Source organism: Azonexus sp. IMCC34839 (assembly GCF_047047955.1).
GTDB lineage: Bacteria > Pseudomonadota > Gammaproteobacteria > Burkholderiales > Rhodocyclaceae > Azonexus.
On record NZ_CP150631.1, the window covers coordinates 169,529 to 196,526 of the forward strand.

Genomic DNA, 26,998 nt, shown 5'->3' on the forward strand with positions numbered 1-26,998 from the left:
TGACTGGCATCCCTTTTGCACGCATTTCGGTGCTCAGGGGAATGACATGAAAACCTATCTCGATTGGTCGGCCTACGACACCTATGGCGTCGGCGACGCCTATGCCGGCATTCCGGCAACCGGCGGCAACTACGCCAAGGCGGTGGCCGTCTGCATGAACAACCATCAGTGCCAGCGCGACGGCAAGGGCGTCATGTGCCCGAGCTACCGCATCACGCATGATCCGGTGCATTCGACCGGCGCCCGGGTCAAGGCCTTCAAGGCGGCACTGAATGGCGAACTCGGCGACGATCCCTTCGCCCATCCCGACCTGGCGGCGGCGATGGACCTGTGCGTGTCGTGCAAGGGCTGCAAGAAGGAATGCCCGAGCGCCGTCGACATGACCCTGATCAAGACCGAATACCTGGCCCAGCGCAATGCGCGCCAGGGCGTTTCGCTACGTACCAAGCTCTTCGCCGGCCTGCCTAGCTGGTTGCATCGCTGGCGTCAGCCGCTCGCCGTGCTGGTTCGCCTGCGCAATGCCTGGCCAGCCATGGCGGGCTTGGCCGAGAAATGGCTGGGCTTGTCAGCCAAACGACCGATTCCGCCCATCCTGAAGCAGACCTTCGACCCGGCCAGCGTGCCCAAAGACGACTGCTGCGGTGCACGCGGCAAAGTGGCACTTTTTGTCGATACCTTCAGCCATTACTACACGCCGGAAGTGGCCGAGGCGGCGATCAAGGTGCTGCAGGCCGGCGGCTATACGGTCGAGGTGCTGCGCCCGACGACCGACGATGCCGAGCCGGAGCGACCCCTGTGCTGCGGCCGCACCTATCTGTCGCAAGGGCTGGTCGATGCCGCCAAGCTGGAGGCGCAGCGGGTGATGGCGGCGCTTGCCCCGGCCCTGGCCGAAGGCACGCCTATCGTCGGCCTGGAGCCGTCGTGCTTGCTGGCGCTGCGCGACGAGTTCTACAGCCTGTCGCTCGGGCCGGAGGTGGGCCAGTTATCGAAACAGGCCTTCCTGTTCGAGGAGTTCCTGATGCGCGAAGGCAACAAGGGGCTGAAGCTCGATTTGAAGCCGATTCCCGGCGGCAAGGCGGTGGTGCATGGGCATTGCCACCAGAAGGCCTTTGGCGCGATGAAGTCGGTGAAGAAGGTGCTCGGATGGATTCCCGAGTTCGAGTTCGACATTGTCGATGCCAGTTGCTGCGGCATGTCCGGCAGCTTCGGGCTGGAGGCCGAGCACTACGAGGCCTCGGTCAAGATGGGTGAGTTGGCCTTGTTGCCGGCGGTGCGGGCGGCGGCGCCGGATGCCACGATCGTCGCCGACGGCTTTTCCTGTCGTCACCAGATCGCCGACGGCACGGGCCGCGAGGCCGTGCACGTGGCGGTGTTGCTGGCCCGGGCGCTGGCTTAGGCCGGCAGCGGAATGCTGGTGATCGGCGCGCGGCCGGTCTTGACGTAGTTTTCCAGGCGCTCGATGTAATCGCGCGTGCTCTTCGGCATCGGCGTACGGGCGCGGGCGATGTAGAAGATCAGGTCGCGCCCGGTCTGCACCAGGTGCAGGCCGTCCGACAGGTTGTAGGTGCCTGGGGCTTCCTGGTCGCCTTGCGTGCATTCCAGCGGCACCTGGGCCAGGCGTTCGGCGGCAGTGACCATCTGGGCCCAGACTTCGAAAATCTGGACGTCGGTACGCAGCGTTTCGCACTTGATCTTGGCCGCCTCGGCCAGTTCCTGCATCGGCACTTCGATATTGGCGAAGGCCGGAATCTGCGAGAAGTTGGCGATCATGGCCTTGGCGATACGGTCGATGTCGCGCATGGTCTGGCCGATCTTGATGTAGCGGCTTTCGTAGAAATCCTCGAGCGGGATCGAGAAGGCACGGAAAGGCTCGCCCCACAGCTCGTCGATTCCTTCCTCGCCGCTGCGGTGCAGCACGCAACGGCCGAGATCCATGGCGTCGAGCAGGCACTTGCCGCATTCGCGCATCAGCGGGTTGTCGCTGAGGATTTCGATGCCACAGGCCTGCAGTTCGACCAGCTTGCGGAAGATGTCGGTTGCGCGGTTGAACAGCGCACCGGCCAGCATGGCGCCCTTGACGCGCTTCTTGGCCGGGTCGGTTTCCGCCTCGTAGGTGGCGCGGGCTTCGGCCAGGCGGGTGCCCGGAATGTTCATGCCGTGTTCGGTATGGTTGAACAGTCGGCGCGTCAGCGCCTCGATCAGCTTCTTCTTGGCTTCCAGCGTGTCGGCCGGCACATCGTAAGTCTTGATCCAGTAGCCGTCGTAAAAGACGCGTTCCTGACCGTCGAAATTGCGACGGGTGCCTTCCGGCGGGTTGTCCTGCTCGATGCTTGGGGATTGGGTCATGGCCGTGGCCGGTGAGATTGGGATACCGCTGGCTGATGTCCCGAGGGACAAAATTCGCTGCGCTCTAGTACTTTGTTTATAGATTATATTTTTGTGATTTTGTTCGTTTTGTTGCAGTGCAAAATCATCTGGCGGCGAATTTTACAGAGGCGCGCAAGCCTGGCAAGAGGGGGGAATCGTCGAGGGAAAAGCGCGCGTTATGCAGCTCGGATACCCGTGTGACAATGGCAAGTCCGAGTCCGCTCCCGGCGGCCTCCGTATGGTGTAGTCGACGAAAACGGGCGAGGACTTCGCTGCGTTTTTCCGGCGGAATGCCCGGGCCACTATCTGTGACGGAAATGCAACAAATGCCTGCCTCATCCTTTTCGATATCGACCCGGATGCTGCCCGCCTCGGGCGTATAGCGGATGGCGTTGTCGACCAGGTTGCGCACCAGGATGCGCAGCCATTCGCCCTGGCCGGTGACGATGCAGTCGGGGGCGGCATGCAGCGCGAAGTCGAGATGGCGGTCGATGATCTCGTGGCCGAGCTCGGCGCAGACGGCTTCGGCAATCTGGCCGAGATCGACCGGTTGCGGGTCGGGCAGGCCGGATTCGGGATCGAGGCGAGCCAGTTGCAGCATCTGGTCGACCAGGTGGCTGGCGCGGGTCAGGCCGTTCTGCAATTGTTCCAGCGAGCGGTCGCGTTCGGCCGCATCGCGGGCGCGCAGGGCCACCTGCAGCTGGGCCTGCAGGGCGGCGAGCGGCGTGCGCAGTTCGTGCGCGGCGTCGGCCGTGAAGCGGCGCTCGCCTTCGAGCGCGGTGTCGACCCGGCGCAGCAGGCCGTTCAGCGCTTCGAGCATCGGGCGGATCTCGCTCGGCGCGCTGGCCGGCGTCACCGGCTGCAATTGCTGCGGTGCGCGACTGGCGATCTGGCGGGCGATACCATCGAGCGACGACAGTCCCTTGCGCGTGGCAATCCACACCCACAGGCCCATCAGCGGCAGGCCGAAGAGGGCGGGCAGGACCAGGCGCCAGGCGATGTGGCCGATCAGCGTGTCGCGCAGCTGGTGGTTTTCACTGACCTGCACCTGCAAGGTGCGGTTGCCGTTCCATTGGCTGTAATGGCGCCAGTGGCCGTCGTTGCCATCGGTTTCGGAAAAGCCGTCGGCTTCGGTCAACGGGCTGTCCGGGGCGTTGGCCGAGCGTTGCAGCAGGCGGCCATCCTGCCGCCAGACCTGGAACTTCAGGCGGCGCTGGTATTTGTGTGTGGCTTCGCCGAGATCCTGGATGGCCACGCCCTCGTCGCGGCTGGCCAAGGCGAGCAGGGTTTGCGCCGATTGGGCGAGCTGGGCGTCGAACAATTCGTCGACTTCGTTGTGGGCATCGACGTAGCTGAATGCCATGGTCGCCAGCCAGGCCACGCTGACGCCGCCCAGCAGCAGGGCAAGCAGGCGGCGGCGCAGCGAGAACCAGAGCGTGTTCACTTCGGGATGGTGTAGCCGACGCCGCGCAGGGTACGGATCAACTCGCTGCCGAGCTTCTTGCGCAGGTGGTGGATGTGCACTTCGAGCGCGTTGCTGTCCGGCTCGTCGTGCCAGCCGTAGAGCGATTGTTCGAGCTGGCTGCGGCTGAGCACGCGGCCGGCGTTTTCGATCAGCAGTTGGAGCAGCGAGAATTCGCGGCCGGAGAGTTCGACCGGCTCGCCGGCCAGGGTGACGCGGTGAGCGGCCGGATCGACGACGACATCGCCATGGGTCAGCACTGGCGCGGCACGCCCGGCGCTGCGCCGGGTCAGGGCGCGGATACGGGCGGTCAGTTCGTCGAGGTCGATCGGCTTGACCAGATAGTCGTCGGCGCCGGCATCGAGTCCGGCCACCTTGTCGCCGGTGGCGTCGCGCGCGGTCAGGATCAGGATAGGCATGGCCTGGTCGCGGCGCCGGGCATTGCGCAGGACTTCCATGCCAGCCAGGCGGGGCAGGCCAAGGTCGAGCACGACGAAATCGAAGCTCTCACTCTGTAGCGCCTGATCAGCCGCGTGGCCGTCGCGCAGCCAGTCGACGGCAAAGCCGGCCTGACGCAGGCCGACGCAGAGGCCGTCGCCGAGTTGGGGGTCGTCTTCAACGAGCAGGATACGCATGCGCCGATTCTATCAGCTTGCCCGCAAGCGGCCGGCAGGCCGTCGGGCGCAGCTACGTCGCCATGGTTTTTGCCTTTTTTGGCCAGTGCACCGCAGCAGTGAGGTTTTTCGCCCTCAGATGACGAAATCCTGGTCCTCGTCGCTGCGTTGCGGCTGCCGCTCGCCACCCGGCATGCGGCGTGGCAGGTGAAGGACGAAGCGGGTACCGTGGCCGACCTCGCTGCTCACCGAGATGTGGCCACCCATGAGTCCGGCCAGGCGTTGCGACATGGCGAGGCCTAGCCCCATGCCGCCGAATTGACGGCTGTGGCTGCCGTCGACCTGTTCGAACGGGTGGAATATGGTCTGCAGTTGCGTTGGCGACAGGCCGATGCCGGTATCCTTTACGCTGATGCGCCATTCGGTGGCATCGGCTTCGGCCTGCAGGGAAATGCGGCCCTTGCGGGTGAACTTGACGGCATTGTCGAGCAGGATGTCGAGCAATTGGCGCAGGCGCGCGGCATCGCCATGGAATTCGCTCGGCGTGTCGGCTGCCAGATGGGTGCTGAAAGCCAGTCCTTTCAGCTGGGCCTGATGCTGCCACTGGGTGGATACTTCGTCGAGCAGGCGGGGCAGGTCGCAGCTGCTCGCCTGTAGTGGCAGGGCGCCTTTTTCCAGGCTGGAGAAGTCGAGCACCTGCATGACCAGGTCGAGGAGATGGCGGCCGGAGGTCAGGATGTAGCCGCTGACCTCGTGCGCCTTGGCCAGGTCTTCGGATCGCTGCCCGATGCGGGCCATGCCGATGATGGCATTGAGCGGCGTGCGCAACTCGTGGCTCATGTTGGCCATGAATTCGCTCTTCAGCCGCGACAGGTGTTCGGCGGCGGCCAGGGCCTTTTCGCGTGCCCGTTCGGCGTGTTTTTGCTCGGTCACGTCGAGCACCAGGCCCAACATGGCGGGGCGGCCGTTATAGATGAGCGAGCGGCCGGAGACATTGACGTCGATCAGCGAGCCGTCGCGCCGTTGGCAGCGGAAGCTTCTCTCGTCGCTCTCGACGATGCCTTGCTCGATTTCTGCCGAAATCGGCAGGATGGTTGCCTGGTCCTGTTCGACGATCAGGTCGGCCGGGCTGATCCGGTTGATGATTTCATCCGCCGAGTCGTAGTCGAAAATGCGGGCGAAGGTCGCGTTGACATAGACGAAACGGCCGCCCTGCACGACGAAGATGCCGGCCAGCGACTGTTCGATCAAGGCGCGGAACTTCGCCTCGGAAGCCAGAACGTCGCTCGTCCGTTCCTCGACCAGTTGCTCAAGCTTGCCGGCCCAGTTTTCCAGTTCGCGCGTGCGTGCCTCGACCCGGCTTTCCAGCGTCTCGATCTGCTCCTTGAGCGTGCCGACCATGCCGTTGAAGGCCTTGCCCAGTTCGCCGATTTCGTCGTTTTGACGGATGTCGCAGGTCGCCGACAGATCGCCGGCCTTCTGGCGCCGTGCCGTGTCGGCCAGGCGCAGGATGGGAACGGTCAGGTGACGGATGAACAGGAAGGCGCCGATTGCCATGAGCAGCAAGCCGGCGGCGAAGGCGGCGAGCAGCGAGGTGCGCAGGAAGTTGCCGCTTTGCTGCAGTTCATCGACATAGACGGAGGCCCCGATGTACCAGTCGTATTCGGGCACGTAGAACACCCAGGCCAGTTTTTCATGGCGGTAGTTTGCCGAGTCGCTGGGGTGATTCCAGTGATAGCGCAGCATCCCGTCGCGCTCGCGCACCGCCTCGATCATTTCGTCGACCAGCGGGCGCCTGGTTCCCGGATCGATCAGTGCCCGCATGCTGCTACCGAGCAGTTGCTGATCCGGATGCACCAGAATCTGGTAATTGCCATCGAAAATGAAGACATAGCCCGATTTGGCCAGATGTACGTCCTTCAGGCGCTCGCGCATGTCGGCGATGAGGATTTCCCGGCGCTTGGCGACCTCGGCCTCGATGTCGTCGAGATAGACGCCGCTACCGATGACCAGTTGCCATTCCGGCAGCAGGCGGAAGTAGCTGAGCTTCTCGGAGGGCTGGCCATCGCCCAGGCGCGGCCACCAGTAGGAGTAGAAGCCATCGCCGGACTGGCGGGCGCGTCCCACCATTTCCGGAATGACCAGATTGCCTTTGAGGTCGCGCAGGGAAGAAACGTCGCGTTGATTCATCCGCCGGTCGGGGTGCGAGACCAGCACATTATTGAAATCGGCCACCCAGACGTAATCCTTGTCGCCGAAGCGCACGTCGCGCAGCCAGTCGAGATAACGACGCCGGGCCTGATTCTGTGCTTCAGGTGACTGTCGCGCCTCGGCGGCGAAGTGGCGGGCCATCGAGTCCACGACATCGATGACATTGCGCAAATCCCGCTTGTGCGATTCCATCGCCAGCAGACGCCAGGCTTCGAGGTCTTCTTTCGAGTGCCTGACCGTTTCGACCAGACTGGCGACCACGTTGCGCGCGGCCGTTTCCTCGACTTCGAAAGCCAGCTTGTGAATATGCGGGACGGTCAGGCCGTAGAAGATGGGGAACCAGACAAGCAGGCCGAGCAGGAGCGACAGGAAGGCCTTCCAGAACAGCCTGCTGGTGAAGATCGGCGAAATCATCGTGCCGGCACCCCCGTACCGCCACAACCTTCGACGTCAAGCTGCTCGAACGACCGAGTGCACAGCCTTCTACCGAAGATTATGCATTAAGTAATAGTTTCATTCTAAAACGCTTGTTTTGCCGAGTTCAACGCGATTTGCGCTTTTGTTGACCCAGCGCAAATCTGCAACATTCCAGCGATTCAGTCGAAGTCCCACAGGCGATGCGCGTCGAGCAGCAGGCGGTAGCGGGCTTCCAGCGCGTCGAGTTTACTCAGGCGGGCGGCCAGTGCCGCCTCGTTGGCCTGGCGACGCGCCATCAGCAGGTCGTTCAGGCTGCCTTCACCCAACTTGTAGGCGCGGGCCGTCATGTCGGCGGCCTGGCCGAGCTGGTCGGCGGCAGCCTGGGCGGCCTGCCAGGTGGCGTAGCCAGCCTGGGCAGCGTGGAATTGGGCGGCGGCTTCGGCGGCGATGCGTTGCTCGACGGCGGCGGCGCGGCGGTCGGCCGCGTCGGCCTGGGCCTGCGCCGCTTCGGCGCCGGCGCGGCGGGCGCCACCGGGCAGTGGAATGCTGACATAGGCGCCCACGACGTTTTCCTCGCCGCCACGTTCGCGCGAGAACTGCAGGCCGATGCTCGGGTCGGGTAGGCGGTCCTGCCGGCTGCGCGTGGCGACCAGGCGACTGCGCTCGCCTTCGCGGCGGGCGAGGGCGAGTTCGTGATTGTGCTCGAGCATGGCGGCGATCCACTCGTCGGCGCTGCCGGTCAGCGCCTGCGGTTCGCCTTCGTTGGCCGGTTCGGCCAGCGGCAGGCCGGGGTAACGCCGGCGCAGATCCTCGCCGGCACTGCGTGCCCGCACCTCGGCTTGCGCCTGCTGGGCGCGGGCCTGGGCGAGGGCGGCTTCGGCCTGCACGCTTTCGAGGCGCGGTGCGTCCCCCAGCGTCTGCCGGCGCTTCACCGCTGTTGCCTGCTGTTCGAGGCTGGCGACTTGCGCCGCCCATTGGCGGGCGGCGGCGTTTTCCTTGAGCCAGACGAACCAGGTCTTGAGCAGGCTGCGGCCGGCTTCGTGCAGCGCATCGCCGCGTGCCGTTTCGGCCAGGGCAATGCCGGTTTCGCCGAGCGCGCTGTCGGTGCTGGCCTTGTTGGGCAAGCGGAGCGGGCGTTCAACGGCGGTGTTCCATTCGTTGAAGCGCTCGTTCGGGCCGCCGCTCGGCGTCACCCGGCGCTGCTGGCCGCCGAAACGGAGGTTCCATTCGTGCGGGCCGGCTTCTAGGCGATCGCGGTTGGCTTCCTCGGCGCGCAACTGGCTGTTGGCCGCCTGCACCGACGGGTTGGCCAAGAGCACGCGAACGACAGCATCGGCCGGCGGCAGGGTCGGCGTGGCTTCTGCGGCGGCGGCACTCAGGGTTGCTGCGGTGCACAGGATAAAAACGAGAATTTTCACAGGCGCCCCGCATCGATCACCGGGGTGATCCAGTAAAAGAGATTGGCGCGCGGCAGTTCGCGCTTGATCATGGCCAGCACTTCGCGCTTGTCCGCTTCCGGGCCGACGGTGCGGATCACCGTGCGCGGTGCGTGGCCGGCGACCAGTTCGGCATCTTCGACCAGTGGGATGACCGAGCCGTGGCCTTCGGCTTCGTTGGCGGTGAAGCCGGGCACGATGTCCGGCCGCGACAGCAGCAGGTCCTGGACGTGTTGTGCCACGTCGTTGGGCATGATCAGGGTGAGCAAGACATTAGCCATGCAGTTTCTCCTGGAGGGCGACGGCCGGTGGCAGGCCGAAGCGGCGGAACAGGATGGGCAAGAGCACCAGGGTCAGCGCCGTCGAGCTGACCAGGCCGCCGATGACGACGATAGCCAGCGGACGTTGCACTTCCGAGCCGGGGCCGCTGGCAAAGAGCATCGGCACCAGACCGAAGGCGGCGATGCTGGCGGTCATCATGACCGGACGCAGCCGGCGCTTGGCGCCTTCGACCACCACTTCGGCCAGGCTCATGCCGCGCGCCAGCAACTGGTTGAAGTAGGTCACCATCACCACACCGTTCAGCACGGCGATGCCGAGCAGGGCGATGAAGCCGACCGATGCAGGCACCGACAGGTATTCGCCCGAGATGAGCAGGCCGAAAATGCCGCCGATCATGGCGAAGGGGATGTTGGAGAGTACCAGCAGCGCCTGCCGCACCGAGCGGAAAGTCGAGAAGAGCAGGAAGAAGATGAGCAGCAGGGCAATCGGCACCACCACCATCAGGCGGGCGGCGGCCCGTTGCTGGTTCTCGAACTGACCGCCCCAGGCCAGGCGGTAGCCTTGCGGCAGCTTGACCTCACGGGCGACGGCGGCCTTGGCATCCTCGACGAAGCCGACCAGATCGCGGTCGCGCACGTTCGACTGGATGACCACGTAGCGCTGGGCGTTCTCGCGGTCCACCTTGACCGGTCCATCGACGCGGTTGATCCGGGCGACGCTGGCCAGCGGCACGCTGCCGCCACCGGGCACGGCGATGCGCAGGGCGGCGAAATCGGCCGGCGATGCGCGCAGGGTGTCCGGTCCGCGCAGGATGACCGGAACGCGCCGGCCTTTCTCGATCACCGTGCCGACATTGCGGCCTTCGAGCAGGGCTTTCAGGTCGTTCTGGATATCGTCGACATTCAGCCCCATGCGGCCGGCGGCCAGGCGGTCGACGGCGATCTTCAGGTACTGCACGCCGTCGTTCTTCAGCGTGAAGGTGTCTTCGGCGCCGCGCACGCTTTTTACGGTTTTTTCGATGTCCACCGCAAGCGTGTTCAGGGTGGCGAGATCGGGGCCGTATACCTTGATCGCCAGATCGCCGCGCACGCCGGTCAGCATTTCGGAAACGCGCATGTCGATCGGCTGGGTGAAGGAAAAGCCGATGCCGGGGAAGTCTTCCATCACCGCGCGCAACTGGTCGGCCAGCCAGGCCGGGTCGGCCTTGCGCCAGGTATCGCGCGGCTGCAGCACCATGAAGGTATCGGTCTGGTTCAGACCCATCGGGTCGAGGCCGAGCTCGTCCGAGCCAGCGCGGGCGACGATGGCCTTCACCTCCGGCACCTTCTCCAGGATGGCCTGCTGCACGCGGCTGTCGATGGCGAGGGTCTGGTCGAGGCCGATGGACGGCAGCTTTTCGAGCTGCATGATCAGGTCGCCTTCGTCCATGGTCGGCATGAAGCTCTTGCCGAGCAGCATGAAGGCGCCGCCGGCGGCGACCAGCGCGACAACGGCGCCGATCACGTAAGTGCGGGCGTGGGCCAGGGCCGAATCGAGCAGGCGGGCGTAGCCGGCATTCAGCTTTTTCACCAGCCAGGGCTCGTGATGCGCACCGCGCTGGATCAGCCAGGAGGCGAGCACCGGCACCACGGTCAGCGACAGCAGCAGCGACGAGGCCAGCGCGAAGACGATGGTCAGCGCCACCGGCCCGAACATCTTGCCCTCCAGCCCTTGCAGGGTGAGCAGCGGCAGGAAGACGAGGATGATGATGACGATGCCCGACGTCACCGGCGAGGCGACCTCGCGGGCAGCGCGGAAAATCAGGTGCAGCGTCGGCAGTTGCTGCTGCGCTGCGTTGTCGTTGCCGGCCAGCTGGCTCTCGACGTTCTCGACGACGACCACGGCGGCATCGACCAGCATGCCGATGGCGATGGCCAGGCCGCCCAGGCTCATCAGGTTGGCCGAGAGGCCGAAGAGGCGCATCAGGATGAAAGTGGCGAGCGCCGAGAGCGGCAGCATCAGCGCGACGACCAGCGCCGCGCGCAGGTTGCCGAGGAAGGCGAGGAGCAGCAGTACAACCAGCACGATGGCCTCGAACAGCGCCTTCGACACCGTGCCGACGGCGCGCTGGACCAGATTGGAGCGGTCGTAGAACGGCTCGATGGTCACGCCCGCCGGCAAGGTCGGCGCAATCTCCGCCAGCTTGGCCTTGACGCCCTCGACCACGGCCTGGGCATTGGCCCCGCGCAGGCCGAGCACCAGGCCTTCGACCGCCTCGCCCTGGCCGCTGCGCGTCACCGCACCGTAGCGGGTCAGCGCGCCGAAACGCACCTCGGCCACATCGCCGATGCGCACCACGTTGCCGTCGCGCGCCTGCAAAACGATGGCCTTGACGTCGTCCACCGTGGCAATCGCGCCTTCGGCACGGACCAGCAGGGCTTCTTCGCCGTCGTTCAGGCGGCCGGCGCCGTCGTTGCGGTTGTTGCTTTCCAGCACCGCCTGCAAATCCTTCAGCGCCAGGCCTCGCGCCGTCAGCAGCTGCGGGTTGGGCACCACTTCGAAGGTCTTGACCTCGCCGCCCAGGCTATTCACGTCGGCGACGCCGGCAATGGTGCGTAATTGTGGGCGGATCACCCAGTCGAGCAGGGCGCGCTTGTCGGCCAGCGACAGGTCGCCCTCGATGGTGAACATGAACATCTCGCCGAGCGGCGTGGTGATCGGTGCCATGCCGCCGCCGACGCCGGGCGGCAGGTTGCCCATGGCCGAAGCCAGGCGCTCGCCGACCTGCTGGCGCGCCCAGTAGATATCGGTGCCGTCCTCGAAGTCGATGGTGATGTCGGTCAGCGCGTATTTCGACACCGAGCGCAGCAGCTTCTGGTGCGGAATGCCGAGCATTTCCTGCTCGACCGGCACGGCGATGCGGGTCTCGACTTCCTCCGGCGTCATCCCCGGCGCCTTCAGGATGATCTTGACCTGCGTCGTCGATACATCGGGGAAGGCATCGATCGGCAGGCCGAGAAAGGCATGCACGCCGGCCCCGACGAGCAGGGCGGTGAGTACCAGCAGCAGGAGCCGCTGGGTCAGCGAAAAGCGGATCAGCGATTCGAGCATTATTCTCTGCCTACTCCGGTGTACATGGCTTTCAGGCCGGAAACGCCTTTCACCGCCACGCGCTCGCCGGCTTTCAGACCGCCGACCTGCACGCTGTCGCCACCCTGGCCGAGCACATTGACTGCACGCGCCTCGAACTGGCTGCCCTTGTCACCGCTCGCTGTCTGCACGAAAACCAGCGTCTTGCCTTCATGGCGGACCAGCGCGCCGGCCGGCAGCGACTGGCGCTGGCCGTTGGCGGCGGGCAACTCCACCTCGATCATCTGGCCAGGAATCAGCGTCTCGGCCCCCTTGCTGACGGCGGCGCGTAGCAGCACCGTCTGGCTGGCCGGATCGACGGCGCGACCAACGGCGATCAGCTTGCCGACCACCTCGCTACCGGTCAGCTTGACCGGCGCGCCTTCGCGCAGTCCGGCCGCGACATCGAGCGGCGCCTGGATTTCCAGCCACAACGGCGAGAGCTTTGCGACGCGATACATCAGCGCCGAGGCCTCGACCCGCTGGCCGAGCTGTGCGCCCTGTTCCAGCACCACGCCGTCGATCGGCGAAACCAGTGCCAGCGGCCCGCCGACCTTGCCCGGCACGATACCGGCCAGCGCCAGCCCCTGCCGCCGCTCGCTGGCGGTGGCGGAAGCCTGCGCCGCTGCCGCACGCGTCGCCTGCAGGCGCGATTCGGCGATCAGGCCTTCGGAGAAAAGCTGCTCGTCGCGCTTCAGGCTTTGTTCCATCAGGCTCGCCTGGCTGGCCGACTGCACCGCATCGCGCTGCAATTCCAGTGCCTGCGGGCTGGCCAGCCGCGCCAGCACCTGACCGCGCTTGACCGTCGAACCCGGCGCCACCGCCAACATCTCGACCATGCCGGCCACCGGTGCGGCCAACACCCGCATCTGCTCGTTCGGCACCAGCACCTTGGCCGGATAGGCGTTACCGCGCCCCGGCGCCGCCTCGCCCACGGCCTGCGTGACGATGCCCAGCGACTGCATCTGGGCCGGTTGCAAAATCAGCGTTTCCGCCGCGTGCACCGCAGCAGTGAGGCCGAGGAGGGCAGTGAGGGCGAAGCGAAGGGGAAATTTGGTGAAGGCTGGCATGGCACGGCTCGCGATTGGACGGTGCGGAGTTTAGGGGGGCTGGGTTAACGCTTTCTTAAGGGCGGGGAGTAAGAAGTTGTATTGGGGGCGTTGGGCTAGCTTTGGGTTGGGGATTCAAACGGCAGTGGCCGTTCGATCTTCTGCCGGAAAGCGGGTACTCCTCCGGAAATTAGTACAATGGCAAGCACTGTCCGCTTTGCCGCCATCGTCCGGAGGAGTCTCAAACCAATGAAGCAACAAAAAGCTTGCCGCACAACGAATACGGCTTGTCCTATGTTCCGGCTTATTGGACATGCGCCGGATTATTGGACATTTTTGTCGTCTAATTCACGTTAGGGAGCTGACTTGAGCACAATCGAGAAGTGGGCTGAACGTGTATATGCAGAAACAGACTTCGGCCGAAGCATCGCAACCAGTCTGTCCGGCATATTGGGGCTTGCCATCTACCTGCGTTTTAGTGATTGGGTCATTGCGGCCTTTGCTTCAATAATTTTCTTCCCTGTGGTACGCCTTGTAGCTTCCGCGATTCATGCACGCGTATCTCGTAATGCGGTTCGCCGTGCAAAGCGTAATGACGCAGAAAACATCTTTAGTTCTCTCAGCGAAGAAGAAAAGGCCGTTGTTTTCGAGTTCGTTGGTGCGGGCGGTTGTGTAATGACGTGGAGTCACATGAACAAACTTGCCGTTTCTGGCCCGGCCATTGAATCGCTCATTCAAAGAGAGCTTTTGTCGACTTCAATGACCGCAGATGGGATGCGAGAGACTTTCGTCCTTGATACAACCCTTTTTGATGTGGGCGTCAGTCATGCCAAAACACGTACAGCGCCCTAACAATTCCGTCGAGAGGGACCGCCCACAAGCTGCACTTGTGGGTTCCCTTCGCGGCTTCGCCGCTGCGGCGGCCCCTCACGTCAAACGTTAGGCAACACAACATCAATGGACGGTCGGAGATGATAGCTAGCGAAACGCCAATCTTTATGCGGTGGCCGCGCACGATGGAAGAGGCTGAGGGAAGAGTTCTATACGCCCTCAAGAGTTATCAAATTATCGAAACAACGCTCAAGGCCTACCTCTGTAGGTTGTCTGAAAGCGAAGCTGGCGAGTCAAGATCAAAGTTCACCAAAAGCAAAGTCAAGAACAAGCCCCTCGGCTGGCTGCTCAGAGAGTTTAAGTTACACAACAAAAATGTCGGCTTACAGCAGATGCTTGATGAAATTAAGAGCGAAAGAGATGAGGTTGCTCATCAAGCATTAGTTTCCCAAAAGCCAGGAATTGCTGAAATCTTAGGAGTGGACACTATGCAGATTCAACGACTCCGAGAAATTGATCGCAATGCTTCAAGAGCGATGACAGCTATGGTTTGTGAGTTTATAAAATCGCAACCGAAGCAATGTGCAGAAAACGTTGTCTAACATGGCGCTCAACCTCGCTCCCTTCGGTCGCTCAAACCAAAGGGGTCAGAGATATTTAGGAAAAACGCGCGAAAACTAAATGCCTCTGACCCCTTTGGCTGTGCTGACCCCTTTGGCTCCCCCTATTTTTTATGCAGCAAATCACCACCGTGTTATTCCAAGAGAAGAGATGGTGATCGACCTAGGTTCCCACTCATGAAGATGGACTCGCTCTGGACTTTTTATGCTCGTGCCGGGTACGCCTTCGCCATCCTTACGTGGCTGCTTGTTGGCGGCACTGCTGCATTGTGGTGGCTACCAAGTTTCATGGGGGAACCTAAGCCTATTCCCTGGACATTCGGTGCTATCTGCTTGTTAATGCAATGGGTTTTCGTATTCAACCACTGGCCGCGTATTGGTACACGGCGCTTTATCCGTGAATCAAGGTTTCTCAAATTGGAGATTGCCCTTCTCCTTCTTATCAGTGGCCTTTTTGCTTTGGGGTTCGCAGTTGCTGCCTAACCCGGCATATATGGACTCCCCCAGAAAGCAAGGAAACTGATCGATAAGATTGGGGTCAGGTCTTGCATTAGCGTATGTCAATGCAAGACCTGACCCTGTCTCTTCTGTCTCTGATAGATACAACGTTAGATTTCATATGTTTTCAGCGCTATTTCGGAAAAGAGAGTCTCTATCTACAGTCCTCTATGATCGAACCGCAAGAGGGTTAGCAAATCGCCGCGAGTTAATGGTCAAAGTTTTGAAGGGAAAGTATCAAAACGAACTCCGAGCCTATCTATATGTCTTCAACAATGAACTCATTTTGATGTCTGCCACAACGCTGATTGCGGAGACCGGTATTCCGATTGCTTTACCAATTTCAGCGACAGACGAAGAAATAGGTACTGCTGCCGTCGACAAATTATTGGAGTGCTGTGCTGTTCCCTATGAGACTACAGTCGGGAAAAAGCCATCCGAGTGGCCGTGTTACGTAAGCTCAGGGGCGAAATCAATTCGTTCCTTTAAGGAAAACTCGATTCGGATGAGTGTCGAGACTATTAATTCCGCTATTCGAATTGAGGCCAAGCCCGTTAATTCCAACAAAAACTTATTTGTTGGAGCCAGTCATAGCTTGGGGTGCTCACCCGCCGAACTTGGTGAGAGCATTCGCCTCCTGTTTGAAACAGTATCGCGTTTGCGAGAGAAGAATGAAATTTAACCCTTCACACGTCAAGGTTGGGGTCGGGTCTTGCACTAGCGTACGTCAATGCAAGACCTCGTGACCGTTAACTCAAGGGGTCGGAGAGATTTAGTTGTTCTCCAAGGCTTCGGTAATCCACTCCGCAAACCATTCTGTCAGCGCCCGGCTTTCACCCAAACCGGCCAGCCGGCGGTCGATGGCATCGTGGTTGCCCCAAACCACGTCCGGCAGTTTGCCTTCGGCCACCAGCTTTTCGATATCACCGCAAAACAGCCCGAGGTCGCGCTGCATGTAGAAGCCGTAGCTACGGCAGGCGACCGGGCGGTATGGGTAGACCGGGCAGGCGCCGGTGTTGCGGTCGAGCAGGGGGCAGATGACCGGGCGGGCGGTGGAACGGGCCAGGGCAGCAATTTCGTTGCTGATGGCCTGCAGGTGATCCGGTGCCAGTTGGGCCAGGCCTTCGCGCAGTAAATCCCACTCGGCGGCGGTCAGTTGCGGCACGTCGGCCAAGCGTTTGCAGCAGCTATCGCAACCCTTGCCGCACAGCCAGTCGGGTTGGTTTTCGCGAATGCTGGCGACGCGGACGTCGATGTCGTGGTGCAGTTCGGTCAGTGCGTTCATTGGTTTTGTTGCGGGATGGGGCGGGCGGCTTCGGCGGCCTTGGTTGAAAATTTCGGGCCGGTGATGTCGGCTTCGTTCAGGCCTCGGTTGATATCCAGCCCGATCAGTCGCCAGTCGTGGACCGGCAGGTTGGGGATCGGTTTGCGCAGGCGCTCGTAGTAGCGGGTCGGCCAGGTGACGCCGGCGATTTGCCGGTGATCGAAGAAATCGACTTCGGCGATGGCGCCCTGCGTCGAGGCCAAGCCTTCCATGCTGAAGCGGATGCGGCGCAGCAGGTGGTTTTCGCGGTCGATGAACAGCAGGTAGCGGTCTTCGGACGAGAGCCCGTGGCCGGGGCGGCGCACGGCGATCAGCGTCTGGCAAGGGCGGCCTTCGACGCTTTCCTCTTCGCCCATTTCCAGGCTCAGGTTGCCTTCGAGAAAGTAGAAGGGGCCGGTCAGGAACATGCGGTAGCCGTCGGCCACCAGCGCCGCGGCGGCGAGCGCATCGCGGTCGGCCGTGGGTTGGCCGTTGTAGAAGACGCGCACCGAATCCGCTGGCCGGATGACCTGTTTGCTGCCCTTGGGGCCGGTGTGGTGCTGGGCCACCACGGGTTTTTTGCCGAGGACGATACGTTCCTGCGAGCCCTGGCGGAAATCGGCGTCGATCAGCGTAGGCTGCAATTTGCTCACCAACCCGTACCACTCGCCGGCATAGCCGACGCTGAGATCATCGATCTGCTGGAAGGCCGCCAGACCGTGTGCCTCGGCGGATTGCATCAGCAAGGCGCGGGCCGCAGCCTGCTCGCCGGTTGCCGTGCTTGGGGGAATGCCGCGCGAGGCGCAGCCGCCCAGCAGCATGACGAGAAAGAACGGCAACAATAGGTTCAGGCTGGGGCGCATGTTTTGCTCCTTCAGGCGGCTGGCTGCGTGGCTGGGCGATCCTTGTTCATCTTCGCGCAAGCAGCTGGCTTTGCCAAACGAGGGGAATCCCTCAGTTGGCCTCGGCTGACCACAAGGGCGGGCCGCCGGCGGCCAGGTGGCACAGGTAGGCGCGCAGGTCGAATTCGAGCTGGAAATAGTCGGCTTCCATGTGCTGGCACAACTGGTAGAAGGCCTTGTCGTGCTCCGGCTCCTTCAGGTGGGCGATCTCATGGACGACGATCATGCGCAGGAACTCGGTCGGCATGTCGCGGAAGATGCTGGCGACGTGGATTTTGCGCTTGGTCTTGAGCTTACCGCCCTGCACGCGGGCGATGCGGGCGTGGATGCCAAGCGCGTTCTGCACGGCCTGCAGCTTGCCGTGGAAAGCGACCTTGCTCGGCTGTGGGGCGTTGCGCAGATAGCTGTTCTTGATCTCCAGCACGTAGTCGTAGAGCGCCTTGTCGGTGCGTACCTGATGCGCCTGCGGATATTTCTGGCGCAGCAGCTGGCCGAGCTTCCCCTGTTCGATCAGGCGCTGAACCGATTCCACCAAATGAGCGGGGTAGCCGGCAAGGTAGTTGGGGGTGACGGGCGGGTTCATGCGCAGGGCTGAGGTTGGGGAGGGGCGATTCTAGCGGATGGCTGCCTGTGCCTGTAGCGCGATGAAAGGGCACAAGGAGGCTGCTCAGGTGCAGCGGAGAAGTCCAGGCGGCGGGTAGCCAGAACTTCTCCCTGGTAGTGGACGGCGTAAGCGTCCTAGAACGGCCAGTAGCCCAGGCGACGAATGCCGAGGACGAGCAGGACGATGCCGGCCGCACGCATCATCCAGGGCAGCAACCAGCCTCGTCCGCATTTGAGTTCCCGGCCGAGGCGGCCGGCGAGGGGCGCCAGCAGGAGAATGGGTGTCATCGCTGCGCCAAGTCCAAAGGCCAGGCCATAGCCGGCACCGCTGCCGACGCTCTCGGTTTGCGCGGCGAGGGCGAGCAGGGAAGCCAGCGGTGTGCAGGGCGTGAGGGCCAGGGCTGCGCCCATGGCCATGGGCGGTGCTGAATCAGCCCGGCACTGAAAGCGCAGGGGCTGAATGCCTGCGCCTGGCTTGCTGGCGCACTGCGTCTGCCGGGCCCGTGCCAGCATCCAGATGCCGGAGGCAATGCTGACCAGCCCGATGGCGAAATTGCCCAAGGGGCCGCCCAGCGACTTGGCGATGCCCAGCCCGGCCATGCCGGCAGCGCCCGCCAGCAGCGTGTAGGAGAGAACACGGCCAGCAAGGAACATCAGGGTATGGCGGAAGGCCTCACGCGTGCCGCTTGCCCGGCCGAAGGTCCAGGTGCCGATGAAAGGCATGCAGGTCACGGTGCAAGCCGTCAGTCCCATCGAAACCCCGAGCAGCCAGACGGTCGCCAGGCCGACCTGGCCTCCGGTTGCCAGCTCATTCATGCTGAATGCCTCCCGACTTACGCACCAGCCGAATCGGCTTGACGGTACCGTCGGGCAGCTCGCCCTTTATCTTCTCCTTGTAGTACTCGCGGCTCGACGAGAAGAGGCTGACGGGGCCCCATTTGAGCTTGATGGTTCCGTCCTGCGGGCAATATTCGGCACAGCGTCCGCACAGGGTACAGTCCTCGGTGTAGGCCTTGCGTCCTTCTTCGAGGGAAATTTCCTGGATGTCCATCGGGCAGGCCTCGCTGCAAACGCGGCAGCTGCCGCAGTTGGCATGACGGACCTTGACCAGTCGGCAGGGCGACAGGCGTTGGAACAGTGTGTTGAAAGCCAGCAAGGGGCAAATCCGGCAGAAGGGCTGACGCAGCGCCAAGCCACCGATCAGCATGAAACCGATAAGGAAATTGCCGGTTGCCCCCAGGGCAAAGCTCCAGCTGTCGCCCAGACGCAGGGCGAATTGCTCGGTGCTTCCGGTCAGCAGTGTGGTGGCGATGCGCGATGGGCACATATCGCAATAAGGGTTGCCCAAGGCGTGAGGCGTCACGCCCAGTCCGGTCAGCAGGGGCAGCAGAAAGACCAGGCCAAGCAGGAGCAGCCACTTGACGGGGCGGACGCGTCGGGCCGCAACGAGATCGTCTTTCTCCAGCCGGCGAATGCCGATGCCGAAGCGCCGCCCGAGGCGTCCGATCATTTCCTGCAAGGTGCCGAGCGGGCAGACCCAACCGCAGAAGGCCTTGCCCAGCACGAAGAAGAAGGCAAAGAAGGCGAGAAAGCTCATCAGCAAGGGCAAGACCATGCCGATGGTCAGTTGTTGCGCTCTGACGATGGCTTCGCCGATGCGATGGTGCAGGATGTGTTGGGTCGGGATCAGGACGCAGTATCCACCGTTCATCTGGTCGTAGGCGCAGGACAGGGCCGGCAAATTGTTGGAAATCTTGTCCGCCATGTAGGTGCCGACGAAAACGCTGCCATAGACCGTCACGAAGAGCATGATCAGCTGCACGGCGAAACGCAGGCGGGAAAGCCTGAAGGAAATGGGTGTAGACATCGTTCAGTTCTCCTTCGACTGACGGCGACGCAAGATGGGTAGGGCGCCAAGCATGCCGGCCAGCAGGAAGGCACCGCCCCAGGCGAGACTTTGGCCCCGATCTGCATCCGGCCCGTAGGTATGACTGAAGCTGCTCAGGTAGTGGCGTCCCTCGGCCGTATGCTCGACGGCCAGGACAAAGTCGGCGCTGGCCCGACCATGCCCGCGGGTGCTATCGCTATCGTTGAAGTCGCGGGGAAATAGCACCGTGGCGACGCCACTGGCATCCGTGGTGAAACGCAGCTGGCTGCCGCGACTGGTTTCGAGGCGAAGGTTCTTGCCGGCAAGCGGTTCTCCGAGAAAGCGCACCTGGAATTTCCACTTCTCGCTTTCCCGGTAGCGTCCGTGTTCGCGTGGCAGCGGGCTGGGCACGATCTCCAATTCGGACTTCTGGCGGCTCAGCAGTTGCATGGGCGATTGTCCGGGATTGGAGAAATACCACGCGGTCGAGGCGACGGCGACATGCTCGGGCCTTTCCTCGCGGGCGCTGACCCAATGGTAGTTGCCGTTGGTCGGTCCGGCGGACTGGATGCGGGCGCCTTCGGGGCCGATGGGGAAACCGCGTTGTCCGCCATCGGGCGAGAAAACCTGCATTTCCGTAGCCTCCAGGCCAACGGCGCGCAGCAGCACGCCGTTTCTTTCGCCGCCTCGTTTGCCGGCGGCCTCCAGTCGGGGCAACTTGGTCCAGGCCGGCGTAGCGCCTTGGGAGGGGACGCTCGGGATTGCCGCGTGTTCGTGTTCGGCGCCGAGACTGCTGCCGGCGGCGATCGCCAGGCCGATTAAGAGGATCAGTTGTCTCATGGCCGTATCTCAACGAAACTCATAGCGGTAGGTAAGTAGGACCGAACGCGGCGCGGCAACCGTATAGAGCACTTTGCCCGTCGTGTCCTTTTTGACTTCGGCGGCGTAGTGCTGGTCGAACAGGTTGTCGACGTTCAGGGTCAGGGAATGGCGTTGCCATTGGTAACCGAGCGAAGCGTTGGTGACCCATTCCCAACCGCTGTATTTCTCGGTGTTGGCGTTATCCATCCAGTATTGGCCCCAGGTGTTGGCCGACACCCGCGCCCGCCATCCGGCCTGCTTCCAGGCCACGAAGAGGCCGTATTGGTTGCGGGGAACGAAGGGCAGGGCCTTGCCGCTGCGATCCATGTTGACCGTGCTTGCCCCGACGCGGACGGGCTCGGTGAACTGGTCGTAGCGATAGTCGGCGTAGCTGTAGTAACCGCCCGTCTCCCAGTGCGGGTCGAGGACGTAACGTCCCGCGAACTCGAAGCCGCGCTTGTCGGTCTTGCCGGCGTTCAGGTAGGTCGTTACGCCGCCATTGGACTGCTGCACGATTTCCTTCTCGACCGGGTTGAGATAGATGCTGGTGTCGAAACTCCAGTCGGCCGCACGTCCCTTCAGCCCGATTTCATAGTTACGGGAAATCGGGGCCTCAAGGGCTGGATTGCTCGATATTTCCGACGTCGATGGAATCTGTCCGGCCTGGGCGGCCATCGCGAAGAAGTTGAGTCCCGGCGCAATGCGGTAGCTCGCTGCCAGTTTGGGCGCCGGCAGGTAGAAGGTTTTTTCCAGGAGGCTCTGGCCGGCGCCGGCAGCGTATTTTCCGGTGGAGTAGTTGTAGGTGCGAAGCTGGTTGTTGTCATCCTCGAACTGGACGATGTCGTAGCGCATGCCGAGGTCGACGATCCAGCGCTCAGTCGGGCGCCACGATTCCTGCAGATAAATGCCCTTCAGCAGGGTGGTCGAGTCGTCGATCTCGGCAAGTGCGCCGCGTGCATCGCTGCGGGTTGCGACGATCCTGCCGCCAGCGCCGTAGGTGACGTCGCGGTATTCATATTTTCTCGAATCGGGCGCGCGTTCGCGGCGGACGGTCAGGCCACCGACCAGGGAGCCTTGTGCATGGCGGTAGTTGCCTTCCAGATCGACGCCGAGATTCGATACCCAGGATTCGCTCTCATTGATGACACCGGTGACCGGGTGGTAGTGATACCAGGTGTTGTAGTAAAGGCGCGGTTTGAAGGTGAAGTCGCCGCGCTGCATTTCGTAGCGGCTATTGAAAAAGAAGACCTTGGAATAGCGCCCGGAGTGTTTCCAGGCCTCTGACGTCGTCTCCTGCTTTCCGCTACGCTTGAACTGGTCGAAGAGATAGCCATTGGCGGCGGTATTGTCGATCGCCCCGGGCAACTGCATGTTGGCTTCGGAATAGGAGACTTCGCTTTCGAGGACATCGCCGTCCCCCAACTGGATGCCGTGCTTCAACGAGGCCTGCGTGGTGTCGAATTTGTTCCAGTAACGCCAGTCGTTCTCCATCTCGCGCCGGGTGAGGGTGACGGCGACCGCCTGCCGGTCGTCGATCATGGCGCCGTAGCGAAAGTGGATGTTCTTGGTTCCCTCGGTGCCATAACCCAGGCGGAAATTGTTTCCGCTCTGGTCGAAGACCGATTTGGAAATGATTTGAATGGCGCCGCCGGCGCTGCCGGCAGCAAACAGGTTGCCCGGTCCCTTGGCTACTTCGATGCGCTCGATGTCCTGCGTGTCGACGAAGTCGAGGCGCGTGAAACTGTCGGGGTCGCTCAGCGGAACGCCGTCGCGCAACACCATGATTTCACGGATGCCGTAGGCCGCCTTCAAGCCGGCGCCGCGGATGATCAGGCGGGCATCGAAGCCGCCGTTCTTGCTGTCGATCAGTACCCCGGGTACTTCCTGCAGCGCTTCCTTGACGTTGAACATCTTCTTGTCGGCCATCGTTTCCTTGCCGATCACCGCGATCGCCTGCGGGACATCGCCTGTCGAGCGGCTCTCTCGGGTTGCCGTCACGGAAACTTCTTCCAGCTGAGTGCTTGGCTCTGCTGCTGCTCCTCCGGCCAGAATGGCGCATGTACACAACACGCCTGGTCGTAGTGTTCTTTTTGCTTTCTTCACGAACCCTCCCTTTTGTTGTCATGGTTCAAAAGGGGGCGATGCTAATTCCAGGAGAAGCAGGCCAGATGCGACATTTCGTCGCCCGCGGCAACGTGTCGCAGGGGGCGATGAGTCGATTCGACGTCAGTCTGCAGGGAGGCCTCAGTTCCCGTCAGTCTTTAGTCAACGGCGGAGTTGCATGGAGTGCGAATAATTGACCCGTCGGCTGAATAATCGTTTGCCAGCGGAGACAAACCCCTGTATTGTGCACCGCAGCGAACTTAAGTAGTGTTGTTGTTTAGTCGGTTTAGTACCCGTAGTTCTACGGCGCCAATCCCCCATTCGTACCTCGCCGTCTTGAATTCGCCCCTTTTTTCGGGGCTTTGCCCCGTCTCATATTTACGGAGATTCAAGACATGGCTTATGGCATCGTCAAGTGGTTCAATGATTCCAAGGGTTTCGGATTTATTTCCCCCGAGGGTGGTGGCGAAGACCTTTTCGCGCATTTTTCTGCAATTCAATCCAACGGTTTCCGCACGCTCGCCGAAGGCCAGCGCGTGTCGTTCGAAGTGACGACCGGCCCCAAGGGCAAGCAAGCGAGCAACATCCAGATCGCTTGATTCTCGTAGCCCCCGTGCTTTCGCTCCGGGGGCTCGCCAGGGGGCATTTGCCCCCTCATCATCCCCTTATTGGAGCCGATCATGGCCAAAGAAGAATTGCTGGAAATGCAAGGTGTCGTCCAGGAAGTCCTGCCGGATTCACGTTTCCTCGTCACGATGGACAACGGGCATTCGCTGGTGGCTTATACGGCCGGCAAGATGCGCAAGCACCACATCCGCATTATTGCGGGCGACAAGGTGACGCTGGAGCTGTCGCCGTACGACCTGTCCAAGGGCCGTATCACCTTCCGGCAAATCGAGGGACGTACTCCTCCCGCCCCGCGCGTCAGACGCTGATGCCGAGGCAGTATTGAAAGACTGAATGAACATAGAACAAAAACGAGCAGCAGCTCGGAAACTCTGCAGTAAATTGGACGTCACCGTCCTGCCGTATGGAAATGCCTGGTGGTTACTGGGCGATAGCATCAACCAGGTCATTGGCGAAATCGCCGGACTCTCGGAATCAGGCTTGATGCAAATGCGACGCCCGCGCTTCTCTCGGGTATAGGCTTCAAGACAACAGGTAAAGGCGCAGTTTTCTCACTGCTGCGGTGCACTGCCTGTTTTAGCCAAAAATCAGGCGCAACCCTGTCGCCGCTAACGGGGTGTCCCCTTTTTATTGTTCCGCCAGACGACCGATACGATAGGCCGTCAGCAGGCGGTCGGCTTCTTCCGAATGGGGGCGGCCACGCATTTTCGTCCGGTAGGCTTCGCTGGCTTCCTTGCCGCACCAGGCCAGGATGATGGCTGGCCGGCTCGGGTGTTCCGGCAGGTAGGCGGTGATGTCGTAGACCTCGCCGGCGATCGCCATCCAGCAACTGCTTTCGCCGCCATGTTTGGCGATCTGGGCAAGCGTGTAGCGGGCCTCCGCCGGCACCGCTACCGGCTCGTCCGGCGCCAGCAAGGCGTTGAGCCAGAAACCGCCAAGGGCGATCCAGAACAGTGCCGTGCCGAAGACGAATAGCTTGCGCATCATCGGAAGTCGAACGCCTCGAAATGGATGTGGGCCGACGGCACGCCGCGCTCGGTCAGAAGGCAGCGTGCCGCTTCGATCATGCCGGGTGGGCCGCACAGGTAACACTGACAATCGGCCAGGGCCTCGCCGGTCGGTAGCAATTGGTCGAGTGATGTCGCCTGCCCGTTGTCGGCATGGCAATGCAGTGTGAGCTGCGACATCGTTTCGGCCATCGCGCGCAGTTCGCCGACATAGGCGGCATCGTCGTCGCTGCGGTAGCAATAGAGCAGTGTCGTCGGCGTCGTCGGCGCCTTGTCGCGCAGGCTGGCGAGGAAAGGTGTAATGCCGATGCCGCCGGCCAGCCAGAGCTGCTGCCGTGACCCTTCAGCTGCCAGGAAATGACCGTAAGGGCCTTCGATCCGCGCCGGGGTGCCGATGCGAACCGCCTGCATGTGGCGGGTGCAATCGCCCAGGGCCTTGATCGCCAGGCGCAGCTGACCGGCAGCATCGATGCCGCTGATGGTGAATGGGTGCGCCTCGCCACAGCCCCGGAAGTCGCTGCCAGCCCCCAGGCTGAGCATGACGAACTGTCCCGGCGTGGCGGCAATCGGCGTGGCGAGCGGGCGCAGATCGAGTTCGACGATGTCCTGCGCGACTCGTTGCACCTGGCTGACCAGATAAGGGCGGGCGGCCAGCCTGAGGTCGGCGCGCAGAAAGCGCCAGAGCAGAAAGAGGGCGGCGAGCAGCATCGAGAAGCCGATGGGTTCGCTGAGGCCGAGCAGGATCAGATGGGCGAAGCCGAAACCGATGGCGGGCACCAGCAGCAGATGCAGCAGGCGCCAGCGGCCATAGGCGAGGCGGCCGTGCGCCAGGCCCGTTCCGAGCATCAGCAGAATGAGCCCGAGCCAGCCGAACCACAGCGGCCAGCCTTGATCGGCCGGCCACAGCGTGGCCCAGGCCAGGGCCGGTGAGTCGTTCAGGTAATCCGCCGCCAGGGCGAGCGGATGCAGGGCAAGCGCCAGATAGCCCAGGGTGCCCAGCCCGTGGTGCCAGCGATACATCCTTTCCAGCCCGCCCAGCGCATCCGCCAAGCGAGGCTCGCGCACCATCAGCAGCAGGCTGGCCAGCAGCAGGCCGCAACCGGTCCAGCCCAGCACGATACCCAGGCTGCGCCAGAAAGAGAGCTCTTCCGGCCAGGCCCACAGCACCGGCAGGCCGACCAGCAGAGCGCTGAGCAGCGGTATGGCGAGGCGTTTCATCGTGCCTTTGTGCCGCCCACGGCCTTGTCGGCAGACAGATGAGCACAGAAATCGCGGCCGCCGCCGCGCAGGGCGACACCGCGTTCGCGGGCGCGTTGTTCCATCAGCCGGTGGTGTTCTTCGCGATAGGCGAGGCAGGGGGGCAATGTCGTGAAGCCGCGTATCCGGGCCTGATGTTCGATGCGCTCTTCCGGCGTCATCAAATCCCAGCCGCGCGTGTTGTTCTCGCCCGCTCGCCACGGGCCGCGTGCCTCGGCATTGGCCACTGGCAGGGCGAGCAGCGCCGCCAGCAAAAGCGCAAGGTGAACACGGGTCGTCATGATGCACGCCTCCTCAAGACATGGGAGATGCTGCGATGCTACTCCCCGCTCAAAGAGAATGTCTTGATCCAGGGCACAAAACGGCCTCCCGACAGCCGAGGGGGCGGGCGACTAGATCGGGACGACGGCTGGTTCGCCCTTGGCTTCGCCGCTGTCGGCCACGTCGGCGGCACAGACCACGCGGTTGCGACCTTGCTCCTTGGCGGCATACATCGCCAGGTCGGCCCGACGCATCAGCTCGGAGAGATTGGTTTCGTCCGGTTTGGCCAGGGCGATGCCGATGCTGATGGTCGGGCGCACCGTGTCGCCCTGGAGCGGGATGCTCAGCGCCTCGGTGGCCTGGCGCAGGCGCTCGGCCGTTTCCTTCGCTTCGCTCAGCGAGTTCCCCGGCAGGAGCAGGGCGAACTCCTCACCGCCCAGGCGGCCGAAATAGTCGCCGGTGCGCAGGTGGGCGACACAGGCATCGACCACGGCGACCAGCACCTCATCGCCACCCAGGTGGCCGTAGCGGTCGTTGACCGTCTTGAAATGGTCGAGATCGATGATCAGCAGTGCCAGCGGTGCACTCTCGCTGCGTGGCTGTTGCAGCAGGCGCTTGGCGGCCTCGAGGAAATAGCGGCGATTGACCACGCCGGTCAGCGAGTCGCGCGAAGCTTGCGATTCGAGTTCCTTGATCAGTATTTCGTTGCGCTGGCGCAGCTCGATGGCCTCGGTGGTGTAGCTATTGATCTGGCGGCCGACGAGCACCATCAGCAAGGCGAAACCGCCGCCCAGCAAGCTCAGGCCGATGTTGAACCAGCCCGGCTCGAGCAGCGGTGGGCCGACCAGGGCGAGGACCGGGAAAATCATGTCGAGCACCAGCAGGCGCAGATGGGCGTTGCTCATCGAGACGGTCAGCGAAATCAGTCCGACATGGACGAGCATGACGAAGATCAGGCTGGAGAAGTTGCCCGGCTGCCAGGCCCAAATGACCAGCGACGACCAGGCCAGCATGTGCGCTCCATGGGCGCGGGCGATTCGGTTGGCCCACTGGCGCTCTTCGCGCGGCGGCGGATTGACGCGCTTGAACTGGCGATACACCCACAGATAGTTGGCGATGATGACCAGTTCGATGGCCAGCCAGATGCCTGCCCAGGCCATCGGAACCCACGAACTGATCAGACCGGCGACGACAACGGCCAGGATGGGGGCGACAAAGAGATCGTGGCGGTGGATGTCGACGTACAGGTGTAACTGGGCCAGTCGAACGCCCATGCGGGTATCGGTGCTCATGATGCGGCAATGGGAGTCAA

Annotated in this window: 26 protein-coding genes; 7 read left to right on the top strand and 19 right to left on the bottom strand. The window is 62.8% G+C overall.

Translation table 11 applies throughout. The features are described 5' to 3' along the window. Positions 1–46: 46 nt before the first annotated feature. Positions 47–1,396: a (Fe-S)-binding protein gene (locus WIF35_RS00860; protein ID WP_412479675.1), complete on the top strand. Its 1,350-nt coding sequence runs from the start codon at positions 47–49 to the stop codon at positions 1,394–1,396. Here the strand turns inward: WIF35_RS00860 and WIF35_RS00865 are convergent. The 8 genes from WIF35_RS00865 to WIF35_RS00900 form a co-directional block, all read right to left on the bottom strand. Further along, entirely contained in the window at positions 1,393–2,346 is a 954-nt protein-coding gene (locus tag WIF35_RS00865) for a hypothetical protein (RefSeq protein WP_412479676.1), read from the bottom strand. The two genes, WIF35_RS00860 and WIF35_RS00865, sit on opposite strands and share 4 nt — an antisense overlap. Before the next feature lie 124 nt (positions 2,347–2,470). After that, the gene (locus WIF35_RS00870) at positions 2,471–3,811 is read right to left on the bottom strand and encodes an ATP-binding protein (RefSeq protein ID WP_412479677.1); all 1,341 of its coding nucleotides are present in this window, start codon (positions 3,809–3,811) and stop codon (positions 2,471–2,473) included. After that, positions 3,808–4,464, bottom strand: a complete 657-nt coding sequence (locus WIF35_RS00875; RefSeq protein WP_412479678.1) for a response regulator — start codon at positions 4,462–4,464, stop codon at positions 3,808–3,810. Before WIF35_RS00875 ends, WIF35_RS00870 begins: the two co-directional genes overlap by 4 nt. A gap of 114 nt (positions 4,465–4,578) precedes the next feature. Further along, the gene (locus tag WIF35_RS00880; RefSeq protein WP_412479679.1) at positions 4,579–7,068 is read right to left on the bottom strand and encodes a cache domain-containing protein; all 2,490 of its coding nucleotides are present in this window, start codon (positions 7,066–7,068) and stop codon (positions 4,579–4,581) included. A gap of 182 nt (positions 7,069–7,250) precedes the next feature. Then, complete coding sequence (locus WIF35_RS00885; protein ID WP_412479680.1) at positions 7,251–8,489, bottom strand: TolC family protein; 1,239 nt, start codon at positions 8,487–8,489, stop codon at positions 7,251–7,253. Beyond that, complete coding sequence (locus WIF35_RS00890) at positions 8,486–8,788, bottom strand: DUF3240 family protein (protein ID WP_412479681.1); 303 nt, start codon at positions 8,786–8,788, stop codon at positions 8,486–8,488. The genes WIF35_RS00885 and WIF35_RS00890 overlap by 4 nt, the downstream gene beginning before the upstream one ends. Beyond that, on the bottom strand, positions 8,781–11,879 hold the full coding sequence (locus WIF35_RS00895) for an efflux RND transporter permease subunit (RefSeq protein ID WP_412479682.1): 3,099 nt from the start codon (positions 11,877–11,879) through the stop codon (positions 8,781–8,783). The genes WIF35_RS00890 and WIF35_RS00895 overlap by 8 nt, the downstream gene beginning before the upstream one ends. After that, positions 11,879–12,967, bottom strand: a complete 1,089-nt coding sequence (locus WIF35_RS00900) for an efflux RND transporter periplasmic adaptor subunit (RefSeq protein ID WP_412479683.1) — start codon at positions 12,965–12,967, stop codon at positions 11,879–11,881. The genes WIF35_RS00895 and WIF35_RS00900 overlap by 1 nt, the downstream gene beginning before the upstream one ends. Before the next feature lie 345 nt (positions 12,968–13,312). On the opposite strand from WIF35_RS00900, the gene WIF35_RS00905 reads away from it, so the two are divergent. From WIF35_RS00905 to WIF35_RS00920, 4 genes are all read left to right on the top strand, one after another. After that, entirely contained in the window at positions 13,313–13,798 is a 486-nt protein-coding gene (locus tag WIF35_RS00905) for a hypothetical protein (protein WP_412479684.1), read from the top strand. A gap of 164 nt (positions 13,799–13,962) precedes the next feature. Then, complete coding sequence (locus WIF35_RS00910; RefSeq protein WP_412479685.1) at positions 13,963–14,379, top strand: hypothetical protein; 417 nt, start codon at positions 13,963–13,965, stop codon at positions 14,377–14,379. A 195-nt stretch (positions 14,380–14,574) separates the two neighbouring features. After that, a complete protein-coding gene (locus WIF35_RS00915) occupies positions 14,575–14,880 on the top strand; it encodes a hypothetical protein (RefSeq protein ID WP_412479686.1) in 306 nt (101 codons plus the stop codon). 226 nt (positions 14,881–15,106) lie between these two features. Beyond that, positions 15,107–15,577 (top strand): hypothetical protein, encoded by a 471-nt coding sequence (locus tag WIF35_RS00920; RefSeq protein ID WP_412479687.1) that lies wholly within the window; start codon positions 15,107–15,109, stop codon positions 15,575–15,577. Positions 15,578–15,667: 90 nt separating this feature from the next. Here WIF35_RS00920 and WIF35_RS00925 read toward each other — a convergent pair whose 3' ends face one another. From WIF35_RS00925 to WIF35_RS00955, 7 genes are all read right to left on the bottom strand, one after another. Beyond that, on the bottom strand, positions 15,668–16,180 hold the full coding sequence (locus WIF35_RS00925; RefSeq protein ID WP_412479688.1) for a YkgJ family cysteine cluster protein: 513 nt from the start codon (positions 16,178–16,180) through the stop codon (positions 15,668–15,670). Next, on the bottom strand, positions 16,177–17,061 hold the full coding sequence (locus WIF35_RS00930; protein ID WP_412479689.1) for a hypothetical protein: 885 nt from the start codon (positions 17,059–17,061) through the stop codon (positions 16,177–16,179). The genes WIF35_RS00925 and WIF35_RS00930 overlap by 4 nt, the downstream gene beginning before the upstream one ends. Positions 17,062–17,152: 91 nt before the next feature. Then, positions 17,153–17,683: a YgjP-like metallopeptidase domain-containing protein gene (locus tag WIF35_RS00935; protein WP_412479690.1), complete on the bottom strand. Its 531-nt coding sequence runs from the start codon at positions 17,681–17,683 to the stop codon at positions 17,153–17,155. 155 nt (positions 17,684–17,838) lie between these two features. Beyond that, positions 17,839–18,519, bottom strand: a complete 681-nt coding sequence (locus WIF35_RS00940; protein ID WP_412479691.1) for a sulfite exporter TauE/SafE family protein — start codon at positions 18,517–18,519, stop codon at positions 17,839–17,841. Then, positions 18,512–19,570: a 4Fe-4S binding protein gene (locus tag WIF35_RS00945; protein WP_412479692.1), complete on the bottom strand. Its 1,059-nt coding sequence runs from the start codon at positions 19,568–19,570 to the stop codon at positions 18,512–18,514. The genes WIF35_RS00940 and WIF35_RS00945 overlap by 8 nt, the downstream gene beginning before the upstream one ends. Before the next feature lie 3 nt (positions 19,571–19,573). Continuing rightward, the gene (locus tag WIF35_RS00950; protein WP_412479693.1) at positions 19,574–20,410 is read right to left on the bottom strand and encodes a hypothetical protein; all 837 of its coding nucleotides are present in this window, start codon (positions 20,408–20,410) and stop codon (positions 19,574–19,576) included. Positions 20,411–20,419: 9 nt separating this feature from the next. Beyond that, on the bottom strand, positions 20,420–22,429 hold the full coding sequence (locus WIF35_RS00955; RefSeq protein ID WP_412479694.1) for a TonB-dependent receptor: 2,010 nt from the start codon (positions 22,427–22,429) through the stop codon (positions 20,420–20,422). Positions 22,430–22,929: 500 nt separating this feature from the next. On the opposite strand from WIF35_RS00955, the gene WIF35_RS00960 reads away from it, so the two are divergent. Together WIF35_RS00960 and infA are read left to right on the top strand one after the other, a co-directional pair. Continuing rightward, positions 22,930–23,133 (top strand): cold-shock protein, encoded by a 204-nt coding sequence (locus tag WIF35_RS00960; RefSeq protein WP_412479695.1) that lies wholly within the window; start codon positions 22,930–22,932, stop codon positions 23,131–23,133. An 81-nt stretch (positions 23,134–23,214) separates the two neighbouring features. Beyond that, positions 23,215–23,469, top strand: a complete 255-nt coding sequence (infA, locus tag WIF35_RS00965) for a translation initiation factor IF-1 (RefSeq protein WP_412479696.1) — start codon at positions 23,215–23,217, stop codon at positions 23,467–23,469. 319 nt (positions 23,470–23,788) lie between these two features. Here infA and WIF35_RS00970 read toward each other — a convergent pair whose 3' ends face one another. From WIF35_RS00970 to WIF35_RS00985, 4 genes are all read right to left on the bottom strand, one after another. Then, positions 23,789–24,148: a cytochrome b5 domain-containing protein gene (locus tag WIF35_RS00970; RefSeq protein ID WP_412479697.1), complete on the bottom strand. Its 360-nt coding sequence runs from the start codon at positions 24,146–24,148 to the stop codon at positions 23,789–23,791. Beyond that, positions 24,145–25,386 (bottom strand): ferric reductase-like transmembrane domain-containing protein, encoded by a 1,242-nt coding sequence (locus WIF35_RS00975; protein ID WP_412479698.1) that lies wholly within the window; start codon positions 25,384–25,386, stop codon positions 24,145–24,147. The genes WIF35_RS00970 and WIF35_RS00975 overlap by 4 nt, the downstream gene beginning before the upstream one ends. Next, positions 25,383–25,706, bottom strand: coding sequence for a hypothetical protein (locus tag WIF35_RS00980; protein WP_412479699.1), 324 nt, complete (start codon positions 25,704–25,706; stop codon positions 25,383–25,385). Before WIF35_RS00980 ends, WIF35_RS00975 begins: the two co-directional genes overlap by 4 nt. Before the next feature lie 111 nt (positions 25,707–25,817). Beyond that, positions 25,818–26,978 (bottom strand): GGDEF domain-containing protein, encoded by a 1,161-nt coding sequence (locus WIF35_RS00985; RefSeq protein ID WP_412479700.1) that lies wholly within the window; start codon positions 26,976–26,978, stop codon positions 25,818–25,820. Positions 26,979–26,998 lie beyond the last annotated feature (20 nt).

Excerpts from the sequence above, each read along its gene's own strand:
- WIF35_RS00860 (WP_412479675.1), top strand. The coding sequence starts at position 47 with ATGAAAACCTATCTCGATTGGTCGGCCTACGACACCTATGGCGTCGGC.
- WIF35_RS00865 (WP_412479676.1), bottom strand. The coding sequence starts at position 2,346 with ATGACCCAATCCCCAAGCATCGAGCAGGACAACCCGCCGGAAGGCACC.
- WIF35_RS00875 (WP_412479678.1), bottom strand. The coding sequence starts at position 4,464 with ATGCGTATCCTGCTCGTTGAAGACGACCCCCAACTCGGCGACGGCCTC.
- WIF35_RS00880 (WP_412479679.1), bottom strand. The coding sequence starts at position 7,068 with ATGATTTCGCCGATCTTCACCAGCAGGCTGTTCTGGAAGGCCTTCCTG.
- WIF35_RS00890 (WP_412479681.1), bottom strand. The coding sequence starts at position 8,788 with ATGGCTAATGTCTTGCTCACCCTGATCATGCCCAACGACGTGGCACAA.
- WIF35_RS00895 (WP_412479682.1), bottom strand. The coding sequence starts at position 11,879 with ATGCTCGAATCGCTGATCCGCTTTTCGCTGACCCAGCGGCTCCTGCTG.
- WIF35_RS00900 (WP_412479683.1), bottom strand. The coding sequence starts at position 12,967 with ATGCCAGCCTTCACCAAATTTCCCCTTCGCTTCGCCCTCACTGCCCTC.
- WIF35_RS00910 (WP_412479685.1), top strand. The coding sequence starts at position 13,963 with ATGGAAGAGGCTGAGGGAAGAGTTCTATACGCCCTCAAGAGTTATCAA.
- WIF35_RS00915 (WP_412479686.1), top strand. The coding sequence starts at position 14,575 with ATGAAGATGGACTCGCTCTGGACTTTTTATGCTCGTGCCGGGTACGCC.
- WIF35_RS00920 (WP_412479687.1), top strand. The coding sequence starts at position 15,107 with ATGGTCAAAGTTTTGAAGGGAAAGTATCAAAACGAACTCCGAGCCTAT.
- WIF35_RS00925 (WP_412479688.1), bottom strand. The coding sequence starts at position 16,180 with ATGAACGCACTGACCGAACTGCACCACGACATCGACGTCCGCGTCGCC.
- WIF35_RS00930 (WP_412479689.1), bottom strand. The coding sequence starts at position 17,061 with ATGCGCCCCAGCCTGAACCTATTGTTGCCGTTCTTTCTCGTCATGCTG.
- WIF35_RS00935 (WP_412479690.1), bottom strand. The coding sequence starts at position 17,683 with ATGAACCCGCCCGTCACCCCCAACTACCTTGCCGGCTACCCCGCTCAT.
- WIF35_RS00940 (WP_412479691.1), bottom strand. The coding sequence starts at position 18,519 with ATGAATGAGCTGGCAACCGGAGGCCAGGTCGGCCTGGCGACCGTCTGG.
- WIF35_RS00945 (WP_412479692.1), bottom strand. The coding sequence starts at position 19,570 with ATGTCTACACCCATTTCCTTCAGGCTTTCCCGCCTGCGTTTCGCCGTG.
- WIF35_RS00950 (WP_412479693.1), bottom strand. The coding sequence starts at position 20,410 with ATGAGACAACTGATCCTCTTAATCGGCCTGGCGATCGCCGCCGGCAGC.
- WIF35_RS00960 (WP_412479695.1), top strand. The coding sequence starts at position 22,930 with ATGGCTTATGGCATCGTCAAGTGGTTCAATGATTCCAAGGGTTTCGGA.
- infA (WP_412479696.1), top strand. The coding sequence starts at position 23,215 with ATGGCCAAAGAAGAATTGCTGGAAATGCAAGGTGTCGTCCAGGAAGTC.
- WIF35_RS00970 (WP_412479697.1), bottom strand. The coding sequence starts at position 24,148 with ATGATGCGCAAGCTATTCGTCTTCGGCACGGCACTGTTCTGGATCGCC.
- WIF35_RS00975 (WP_412479698.1), bottom strand. The coding sequence starts at position 25,386 with ATGAAACGCCTCGCCATACCGCTGCTCAGCGCTCTGCTGGTCGGCCTG.
- WIF35_RS00980 (WP_412479699.1), bottom strand. The coding sequence starts at position 25,706 with ATGACGACCCGTGTTCACCTTGCGCTTTTGCTGGCGGCGCTGCTCGCC.
- WIF35_RS00985 (WP_412479700.1), bottom strand. The coding sequence starts at position 26,978 with ATGAGCACCGATACCCGCATGGGCGTTCGACTGGCCCAGTTACACCTG.